The organism is Butyrivibrio fibrisolvens (assembly GCF_037113525.1).
In the GTDB taxonomy this organism is placed as follows: Bacteria; Bacillota; Clostridia; order Lachnospirales; family Lachnospiraceae; genus Butyrivibrio; species Butyrivibrio fibrisolvens.
The window spans coordinates 348471-359175 of the sequence record NZ_CP146963.1; the positions used below are offsets into that span (position 1 = coordinate 348471).

Genomic DNA, 10705 nt, shown 5'->3' on the forward strand with positions numbered 1-10705 from the left:
GTACATTTTGCTAATACATATTTTTATATCCACTCCCTTTTTTGGAAAAATTGCGAAGTGGAATAATAGACCGAAGAGTGTATAATTGGATTCTTGAGCGAAAATTTTTACGAGGTATCCCCATGAATAATCAGTTATACATCTACGAAGAAGTTTGTGGCCTTATCAAGCAGAAAGGTCTTGATCATTATAATAGAGAGGATATTGAAGACAAGTTCATCTGGACTTTTGCCAAGAATGCATCTTCACTTCATGTAAACACCGTCTCCCAGAGCAGATATGTACTCTATGCTACAGAAAAAGATTTCAACCTTATCCATAAAAAGGCAGAAGATGCCGGTCTTGGTATTACTTTAAAGGAATCCAAAAAAGATGTAATCGAAATGATGGTTTCCCAGTATGAGGAAGTTGCAAGCAAAGCAATCCTCTTTATCAGAAACGGTAATAAGGGCCTTCTCCAGAACCCTGACGAGAAGAAGCTTTCACATGTTATTTATTTCTTTACTAACGATAATCTTGAATTCATTCTCGATTGTCTTGCAGAAAACGTACTCTACAGCGAGAAGAAACGACAGGAAAAAGCTTATGCAGAAAAGCTTAAAGCATCTGAAGAGTTAAAAGCTCTTGCAGCAGCACAGACTAAGCTTATGAAGAGCCAGAAATATGGACGAAAGTCTGCACTTCTTACCACTCCGTCAGTTAAGACGGCGCCTGCTTACAGCGTTGCTAACGCTTACTCATATTCACAGCCAGGCGCAGCCAAAGCTTCCGCTAAGCTTTCTGATGATGAAATCAAAAATTATATCCCTGAAGGATGCGCTGTATCTCACAAGAAGTATGGAAAAGGTAAAGTAAGAGGTATTCTTGAAGGTAAGATTGATGTGCTTTTTGAAGGCTCAGTAGAAAAAGTCTTCGCTGCACAGGTTTGTATAGATAAAAAGATTCTGACAGTAATTTGATGACGTAAGGGTCAAAAGTCATTTCGATTCGAGCTTGCTCGAAATCGAATATGAATTTATGACCCGCAAAACATGAGCAAAGTAGCACGTAGTGCGGATTTGCGAATGATTTAGGGCGCAAGACATCCGGGGGATGTCTGCTTTGCGCCGACCGGAGTGGAACGTAGATGTGAGAGTTTCGAAGAAACGGAACAATCCGTTAGTCATAAGGTGTCAAAAGCTGATTTTGACACCTGTTTTTGTAAAAGTAGACATGTAGATAAATGGATGCTTATATACAAATCTATTTATCGTCTTTCTCTGGTCAGATCCTTAACCCACTTATATCTGTAGAAGTGATGTAAAACCCAAGGAATCTTACCAACTTCATCAAGACATGTGCAGGCATATACCACGATCACGGGCCAGTGGAATACATAAGTTCCAAGGAAAGCCAGAGGTACTGCCATAAACCACATGGTCACGACAAGTGAATACATATCAAAAAGTGTATCGCCGCCCGCTGCGAATATACCATTTATAAGAACAGAATTAACCACTCGCCCTATCATATAGATAGCCATTGCAATCATCATAAGTAGCAGATAGTGTCTTGCTGTATCAGTAAGCTTAACTGTCATGAATACGATAGGCGTAAACAAAAACATAATACCTGTAGAAATAAAACCTACGACAAAAGATATCCCAACCATCTTCTGACCATAAAGCTTACCCCTCTCAAGATTCCCCGCGCCAAGTTCATAGCCGACCATGATGCCGCATCCGTTCGCAAGACCATCACCTGCGCAGCATACAAGATCTCTTATTACTGCTGTAACTGAATTTGCAGCCGCAGCATCTTTTCCTATATGTCCCATAAAAGAAGAATAGGAAGTAAATCCAATTCCCCAGAGAAGACAGGCACCAAGAAGAGGCCACATACATCTGATAAAATCAAGCGTTAGGACCTTATTGAATCTTGAAAGTCCGGAAAGCTTTGGATGTATATACCCCTTTTGATACGACAACACGATAACGCAGCCAAATTCAATGACCCTTGCAACAAGCGTAGCAAGTGCTGCACCTCTTTCTTCAAGGTGTAAGCCGTAAATAAAAATGGCATTTAATATTATGTTGGTCACAACAGCCGTAGCAGATACAAATGCCACAGTCTTAACATGCTCTGATACCTTCATCATAGCAAGATAGCACTGCGAAATTCCTGTAAGAAGATAAGAAAATCCCGCAATCTTAAGATACCTTACCCCAATAACGATAAGATCTTCATTGTCTGTATACAACAACATAAGATATCTTGGGAAAAGAGTACATCCTATGCAATAAACAATAGACAATACCCCGCATATCCTAAGAGCCAGACAGAAAATATCATCCAGCGATTCAAGATCCCTCTTACCCCAATACTGCGCACCAAGAATAACAGTAGCACCAACAGTAGCAGACAGGATCATATTTTGTATGAACTGAATCTGAGTAGCAAGCGAAACCGCCGACATAGAATCCTGATCAATACTCCCCAGCATAAAAGCATCCGCCGCTGCTACAAGTGCCAGCATAAAAGCCTGAAATGTAATCGGCAGTGTTATCTTTGCAAGCTTAATTAAAAAATCTTTGTCTTTCATTTGAAAATAAACTCCTATATAAAACTGAGAAATCAGTATTTATACGGATTACTTAAAGTAATCATTAATAAATACCTGTTGTATTTCTGATCTAATAATGTATAATATACAAAAATAATGTATAAACATACATTTATCTGTATTAAAAATAGACAGCGCTATTTTTGATTGTACACTATTTAAAATATTTTTGTTAGACTGTTTTTATAAATCAATATTTTTGATTATTTATAGTTTGATTTTGTCTGTTATAGCGCTAGATACGTTATAATGATTCAGTAGCACCCAGGCGAATACGGGAACTTGCAATTCAGGACTTTGGTAAATGAAATCAAAAGCCGATTTTGAAAATATTACTGATTTTCCTTAGACTCTTTGGAGCGAGAGTACAGCGTGTTTACGTCAGCGGAGAAGAGTCTTAGGAAAATCTGTAATATTTTCACATGAGGCGTTGATTTCATTTACCAAAGCCTGAAGGCACAGCCCCCATACCCCCGCACCACATAGGAGGAGTTTATGGCAAGAAGAGTTTTTGATTTTAGTTCTGATGAAGATGATAAGAAGGTAGCGGATAAGAACCCGATCACGTATAAAGTTTTCTATTCTGATGTTTCAATACCAACTCCAAGAGAGCCTATAATGGTCCTTAGAAACCCGGCTGGCGCCTTTGAACACCACATCAGCGGTCACTTCATGGACCCCGCCAAGCGCACATCTTTTTCTTCAGATGATCCCAATGCTCAGGCAGACATAGTCAAGATCGATGCCAGATTCGTAGAATTCGTCAAATGGCTTGGTGCCAATAAGATAAGTGTCAGGCTCTCCGGTAAAAGCGTTAGAGGCGGATTTGCCATATATAAGATACGAGAAGTTGAATCAGGGATTTCCTCACAGCTTTCTGCTCAGGACGGATTCCTTCAGTACATGATAGGAAGACTTCTGGACAGCCACATATCAGAAGATGAGTTTGAGGCTGGCAGTAGCGAGGAGGAAGAAGCTGATGATGACAGCATGAAGCTTACATCCCTTCAGTCCATTACAGACTTTTTGAAATGTGCCGGCAAGACTTTCCCTTCTAATATTAGAAGCTGGGCAAGGCGTAATCTTGCAGTTGCCAATTCTGATGAAGTATCAAGTGAAGAAAGACGTCACGCTCAAAGGGCTCTTTCTACCATGATGAACATTCAGTGGAAGGATTCCTATTTCGAATCAATTGATCCTGTGGCAGCAAGACGCATTCTTGATGAAGAGCTTTATGGCATGGAGAATGTTAAGCAAAGGATAATAGAGACTATAATCCAGATCAACAGAACCCATAAGCTTCCTGCGTATGGAATCCTTCTTATAGGTCCTGCAGGAACAGGTAAATCCCAGATTGCATATGCGATCGCAAGGATACTTAAGCTGCCGTGGGCAGCTCTTGATATGAGTGCGGTTCATGATCCCGAGCAGCTTACAGGAAGTTCCAGAATATATGCTAATGCTAAGCCTGGATCCATTATGGAAGCTTTTTCAAGAGCAGGTCAGTCCAATCTTGTATTTATAATCAACGAGCTTGATAAGGCAGACAATGACTCATCATCAGGTAATCCTGCAGATGCGCTCCTGACTCTTCTTGATAACCTTGGCTATACAGACAACTATATGGAATGTATGATTCCTACAACAGGAGTATACCCCGTAGCTACAGCCAATGACAGAAGCAGGATCTCAGATCCTCTTCTTACAAGGTTTGCTGTGATAGAGCTTCCTGATTATACACATGATGAAAAGAGAACTATTTTCCTGAAATATTCACTTCCAAGAGTTTTAAGAAGACTTGGACTTAGTGAAAAAGAGTGTGTTGTAACCAAAGAAGCTGCAGACGTTGTAGTTGAACATTACAAGAATGTTTCAGGTGTAAGAGACCTTGAGCAGGCAGCAGAACATATGGCAGCTCATGCACTGTACCTTATAGAGACAAGCGGAGTTAAGACTGTTAAGTATGATAAGAAGACAGCACAGCAGCTTATGAACTCCTGATACAAATGTATAGAGTATATTTGTAAGTTGACAATGAAAAGAATCTTTTCATGTTATAAGAAAAACATATTAAAGTAGATATATGCCTTAACTGAAAATTTTAAAATGGAGATTATCATGAATATACAAACAGAAGCACGCAACATGAAACTTGCATCCCCAAAACTTGCTGCTACATCCATAGACCAGCGTAACAAGGCTCTTTTGATGATAGCTGATGCTCTTGAAAAGGGTAAGGAAGAAATATTTGCAGCCAATAATGAAGACATGGAGGCTGCAAGTGCAAATGGAATAGCACAGTCAATCCTTAAAAGACTTAAGTTCAACGATCAAAAGCTTTCTGATGCGATCGCAGGTATAAAGCAGCTGGTAGATCTTCCTGATCCTACCGGAAAGGTTCTTTTAAAAAGACAGCTTGATGACGGTCTTGTCCTTACAAGAGTAAGTGTACCTATCGGCGTAATAGGTGTTATCTTTGAAGCCCGCCCGGATGCCCTTGTTCAGATAGCATCACTTTGTATCAAGAGCGGTAATTGTGCGATATTAAAAGGCGGCAAAGAAACAGCGAAGACAAACAGAGTCCTTTTTCGTATAATTAAAGATAGTGTTGTAGAAGCAGGGCTTCCCAAGGAGTGCCTATTACAGGCTGAGCTTCACAATGAGATAGATGAGCTTCTTGCATGTGATCAGGATGTGGATCTGCTTATACCTCGCGGATCTAATAAATTCGTCAGATATATCATGGACAATACCAAGATTCCTGTAATGGGACATTCCAGCGGTATCTGTCACATCTATGTTGATAAGAAAGCAGACTTTGAAGCTGCAATTCCTGTTATAATAGATGCTAAGACACAGTATCCTGCAGCATGTAATGCAGTAGAGACTATTCTTGTTAATAAAGAGATAGCAGGTGATTTTCTTCCTATACTTGCAAAGGCTTTTGAAGATAACGGAGTTAAGATAAGAGGAACCAAAGAGGTTCACGATATGCTCGAAGGAGCCTTTGATGTAGAGATCATGGAAGAGGATGACTTTGCAACTGAGTATAACGATTTCATTGTATCTATAAAATTAGTAAACGATGTAAAAGAGGCTGCTGATCACATTAACCGCTTTGGATCACACCATACTGACAGCATTCTTACAACAGATGATGAAGCTGCGGATTATTTTATGCAGATGGTGGACAGTGCGGGAGTTTATCGCAACTGCTCTACACGTTTTGCTGATGGATACAGATATGGATTTGGAGCAGAGGTTGGCATCAGTACAGGTAAGCTTCACGCAAGAGGACCTGTAGGACTTGATGGCCTTGTTACTTACAAATATAAACTTGTAGGTGGCGGTCATATAGTTGGTGACTATGCTTCGGGCCATAAATCTTTTCACCATAAGGATATAGATTTATAAATGGACAAGATCAAAAAAAGGCTGTATATTTCTTTTCTCATAATGATATTGGTCCTTACAGGATGTACCAATACGTCCGGCGACAATGAATCTGATGATCAGGCAGGGGCTTTGGCATCTGCAGATGAAGAAGCAGATGACAACGTGCCTGAAGAAGGTACGACAGCATCAGAATGTGACTGGAGTGAAGTTGAGTTTAACGGCATTAGCTTCTGGGTTCCGTCGGAGTGGGAATTGGATGATTCTCTTGGCGAAGATATATTGCTGTATGAGGATACAATAAGTCCTGACTTTGTCAGATTCAAATATAAAGTAGATACGGATATTTCCAAAGAGCAAAGAGAAGATCCTGCGCTTTTTGAAGATGCGATAATGGCCTATGACTATATATGGATCGGTGCAATCAGGGGCGAAGCTGTAATGCTGGGTTCCAGACTTTGTTACAAAGTATTTGGAACATACTATCAGGACAAGATAGCGTATCAGGGACATATTTATTATATTCCTGTTGGAGATTATGGAATTGTTGAAGCAATGTTCATGCATGCCAAAGAGGTGGATGATCCAAGCGATGGTTCCTGTCTTGAAATGATGATCTCTTCACTAAAAACGGATGACAGCTCTTTGCCTGAAGACAGTAAAGATCTTGGTATGACAGATCTTGGAAATCTTCCTGTAACGCTGGTCAATGATGAAGGATTCGTGATAAGAGCAAACTCTGTGACAGGAGATGTTGTTAATATCTCTATCATAAATAAGTCCGATGAAGAAAGAAGAGTATCGCTTGAAGACCTGTCAATTAACGGATATATGGTTGACGGAGAATTCGATTACGAAGAAGACGGGTATGATCTTAGTGGTAAAAGTTGTAGCGTTGAAGCGGGCAAAGAGATAAATGCAGAGCTGACCGCTTCGGATCTGGATGCATACGGTATTACGGACATTGGAAGAGTGGGAATAAAGTTCAGGTGTCTTGATTCTGATTACGATGAGTTTTTCGATAGCGACTACATACTTTTTAATGCAGATCCCGGTTATGATGAAGATGATTATGCTTCATATAAGCTGCCGGATGTGATGGTGTATGAGGATGAGAATGTAATAATATACTATGAAGGCATTACCGATAACAGCGCATATTTTAGTATAAAGAATCTTCAAAATGAAATCGTAGGAGTTAGCGGAAGCAAAGTATCGCTGGATGGAGAGTTTTGCGAGTCTTCATCACTTGCGGGAGCATATCCGGGAACCATTGACAGGATGCAGATCAAAAAAGTTCAGGTTTCACCCGGAATGCAAATGGTTATTTCTTTTTCCATAAGTTTAAATAATTCACATTATAGCACCGACAACTGTTCTGTGAATCTGTGACAATAAACTGCCCTGCATACCTTTCTTTATTATCAAATGGTAGTAAAGAAAGGTGTGCAGGGCAGTTTGCAAATTGGGTTCGAAAAATTAATAATTTTCCGATATAATAGAAAAGCCTGGTACAAAAAATTGCAAATTTTTAATGCTGTCAGGCGGAAAAATTAGTTTTATGTAAGGTGGTATTTTTTATGAAGATTTTTAGAAAAGTAGCGGTTGCGCTCGCAGTAGTTTTCATGTGCTCAGGTTTTATGTCGATCACATCACATGCCGGTGAGTACATTTTGTTCGAGAATCCTGAAGGATTCGGTTATTACTCTTATGCTGATATGTATCCTGATCTCTATCAGGCTTATGGATATGACAAAAATAAGCTTTGGTCTCATTATGTAAACAATGGATTTGAAGAGGGCAGAATTGCAATGGTAGACAGAAGGTCTATCCTTACAGTTGAGAATTTTGATTCAGCACGTTATGCCACGGAGAACCCTGATGTAGCGGCAGCAGTAGGAACAGATCCATATGCACTTCTTATGCATTACAAGAATTACGGATATCTTGAAGGCCGTCAGGTTTATTCTACAGATGTCAGGATCCAGGGTGTTCTTGATACCATTAACGTTGCTGATAACATCACAAACAGCTCTATGAGCGAGATGCAGAAGGTTCTGGCGATTCATGACTGGATGTGTTACAATCTTACTTACGACTACACTTACTCTAAGTATAGCTATCTTAATGCAATATCTGAAGGGACCGCAGTATGCCAGGGATATGCAGAGCTTTTTGACCTGTTCATGCATATTGTGGGAATAGAATCCAAGATTGTTACAGGATACGGCACTAACGGTCTGCAATCAGGACTGCATGCCTGGAATGAAGTTATTATAGGCGGAGTGACATATGCAATTGATGTCACATGGGATGATATGGGAGAATATGGCATTCCTGTCCGCTACAACTATTTCCTTATAACACCACAGCAGATGTCTGCAGATCATTGGGAAGATGACTATTACGTAGCCTACAAATATATTTATATTCATGGCTAAAATATGCCTATGAGGTTTTGAATGGATTATAAAGGGTTATCGGGGGCATTTTTTTCAAATGTGCCTGGGGATTTTTTTAGTATATTATCGTCACCTAACAGAGAGCTGTATCTTGCAGCTCTTTTTGTTGTGCGTGATGCCTTTGAAGATGAGCTTGTTATCAGCAAAAAAGACTTAAGAGAACAGATCCTGATCTCGCTTGAAAACAGTATCGCTCAGGCTGATCTGTCCGAAGATGTTGAAGAAGGAGAAGTAATAGACAAAGAACTCCTTAAATCTCTTCCGGGAAAGGCTTCTTTCCTTCTTGGTAAGCTGATACACAAGGGATGGCTTTGTGAAGAAGATTCCAAGCAGGGATTCGAGCGTGATATAGTCATGCCGGATTATGCCTCTGATATGTTAGAAGTCCTCTACAGAGAGACAAGACCAAGGAGCGAACTTGCAGACAGTGACGTATTTTCTACCTATGCGGTCTTAAGCATGGCAGGTGAAGAAGACGATACAAGGCGTGCCCGTACAATGTCAAGAGCACTTAAAGTTGCCGCAGAGAATGCCGGCCAGCTTTCCAAGACCTTCAGGAATCTTTATTACTATATTGGCAAATATTATAAAGAGCACGCCGACGATGAGCAGGTTAGAGACATGCTTGAAAAGAGGTTTAAGGAAGGCGGCGAGCAGAGCGTCATCGATGCTTATTATCACCCCCTTAAGACCAGTGATTCCATAGCTCTTTACGGCGGAGACATTTTAAGATTTGTAAGGAATCTGGAAAAAGATCCTGAGCTTATAAGGCAGATGGCGCAAAGCGATGCTTCAGCTGAGATGGCAGGCCTTGATGAAGATGAAAGAATTCTTGAAATAAGAAGACGTATAGATGTTATCTACAGGACTTTCTCTGAAGCTGATAACAAGATAGATATGATCACGGATAGAAATGCCGATTATAACAGACGGTTCACTCAGGCTGTCATACATAACCTTAGAAGTGATAATTCTATCGTAAGTAAGATAGTACGTATCATGAAGGGAATGGAAGATAATAAGGCTTATTCCATGAAGGTGCAATCAGGACTTAATGCAGTAAGATCGACCTTTATCGATGAGAGGTCACTAAGAACTGACACCTACAGACCTGAGAAAGAAACCGAGACCAAAATGCTTCTTCGCCCTCATCACCAGAAGGATGAAGACAGGACCAGAGACTTTCTTAAGAAGAGCTTTGGTGGTTATACAATGGCTGATGCCAGAAGCTATGTCAAAGAAAAGATGCATGGCAGAAAGCGCATGGAGACAGGTGAGATCATTAAGGAGATGGATAAGTTTACAGAAGATGACTATACACTTCTTATCATGGCTTCACTCTATGGCTTTTCAAATGGTGAATACAGGGTACAAAAGTCAGGACGACACATTAAGGCAGGAGCTTATAGCATCCCTGATATGACTTTTACTATTAAAGAAAGCGGAGCTGATTCATAATGAGTGACTATATTGATAATAATGATACATTTGATAATGAAGGGCAGATGGAGTTTGATGTGCCCGGGCAGCGCCTTGGCTTACGAGAAAGTGACTTTGAGGACAATGCTGATCGCACAGTAACAGGTCTTTATAACAGACTCAGAAGAGCTGATCAGGAATATTTTAAAAGGGCAGTAAGACTTCTTTTGTCAGGAACATATATTCTTCAGATGGACTATGATACTGAGACAGGACTTCTTTCAAGAAACGGAGATTATATTTTCATAGAGTCCAATTTCGATCTTTTATATCTGTATTTTGAAATGGGCGGATTTGAACTTGTACACGACAAGGACAATGGCCTTTTTGCACTGCAGAGTGAGTCGGATTTTGCAAGATTTCATTTTAATCTTAATACCACAAGGATCGCACTGGCACTTAGATGTATATACCAAAAGAAATACAGCGACCCATCCACAGGAGACCAGATCACATCAGACGTTGGTGAAGTGGTTCAGTTCCTTAAGGACAATGTTAAGGTTGATATTACTTCCAACAAGCAGCAGATGGCCAATGATTTTAAGACATTTGTAAGCTTCCATATCATAGAAAAGGGCAAAGGCGAATGGAGAGACCCTCAGACTATGTTCAGAATAACTCCTGCAATACTTCATCTTGTATCAGCTGCCAAAGTTACGGAGCTGTTAGAGCTTAAGGATGAAATGGAAGAGCAGCAGGAGATTTAAGGAATAGTTCATGAAAGGAAGATATTATTAGAATCTTTCTTTTGGTAAAAAAGACTGTGACC

General features: G+C 40.2%; 8 protein-coding genes. 7 read left to right on the forward strand and 1 reads right to left on the reverse strand.

Features of this window, described 5'->3' with window-relative positions; translation table 11 throughout:
- Window positions 1–122: 122 nt before the first annotated feature.
- Window positions 123–959: a hypothetical protein gene (locus WAA20_RS01380; protein WP_073390528.1), complete on the forward strand. Its 837-nt coding sequence runs from the start codon at window positions 123–125 to the stop codon at window positions 957–959.
- 287 nt (window positions 960–1246) lie between these two features.
- Here the strand turns inward: WAA20_RS01380 and WAA20_RS01385 are convergent, their stop codons facing one another.
- Window positions 1247–2581, reverse strand: a complete 1335-nt coding sequence (locus tag WAA20_RS01385; RefSeq protein WP_073390442.1) for an MATE family efflux transporter — start codon at window positions 2579–2581, stop codon at window positions 1247–1249.
- A 516-nt stretch (window positions 2582–3097) separates the two neighbouring features.
- Here WAA20_RS01385 and WAA20_RS01390 point away from each other — a divergent pair.
- The 6 genes from WAA20_RS01390 to WAA20_RS01415 all read left to right on the forward strand — a co-directional run bounded on the left by WAA20_RS01390 (window position 3098) and on the right by WAA20_RS01415 (window position 10643).
- Complete coding sequence (locus tag WAA20_RS01390) at window positions 3098–4603, forward strand: AAA family ATPase (RefSeq protein ID WP_073390441.1); 1506 nt, start codon at window positions 3098–3100, stop codon at window positions 4601–4603.
- Between the two features lie 117 nt (window positions 4604–4720).
- Window positions 4721–6016: a glutamate-5-semialdehyde dehydrogenase gene (locus tag WAA20_RS01395; RefSeq protein WP_073390439.1), complete on the forward strand. Its 1296-nt coding sequence runs from the start codon at window positions 4721–4723 to the stop codon at window positions 6014–6016.
- A complete protein-coding gene (locus WAA20_RS01400; RefSeq protein ID WP_073390438.1) occupies window positions 6017–7387 on the forward strand; it encodes a hypothetical protein in 1371 nt (456 codons plus the stop codon).
- A 188-nt stretch (window positions 7388–7575) separates the two neighbouring features.
- Window positions 7576–8436 (forward strand): transglutaminase domain-containing protein, encoded by an 861-nt coding sequence (locus WAA20_RS01405; protein ID WP_073390436.1) that lies wholly within the window; start codon window positions 7576–7578, stop codon window positions 8434–8436.
- 21 nt (window positions 8437–8457) lie between these two features.
- Entirely contained in the window at window positions 8458–9915 is a 1458-nt protein-coding gene (locus tag WAA20_RS01410; RefSeq protein ID WP_073390435.1) for a Wadjet anti-phage system protein JetA family protein, read from the forward strand.
- On the forward strand, window positions 9915–10643 hold the full coding sequence (locus WAA20_RS01415; protein ID WP_073390433.1) for a DUF4194 domain-containing protein: 729 nt from the start codon (window positions 9915–9917) through the stop codon (window positions 10641–10643). The genes WAA20_RS01410 and WAA20_RS01415 overlap by 1 nt, the downstream gene beginning before the upstream one ends.
- Window positions 10644–10705 lie beyond the last annotated feature (62 nt).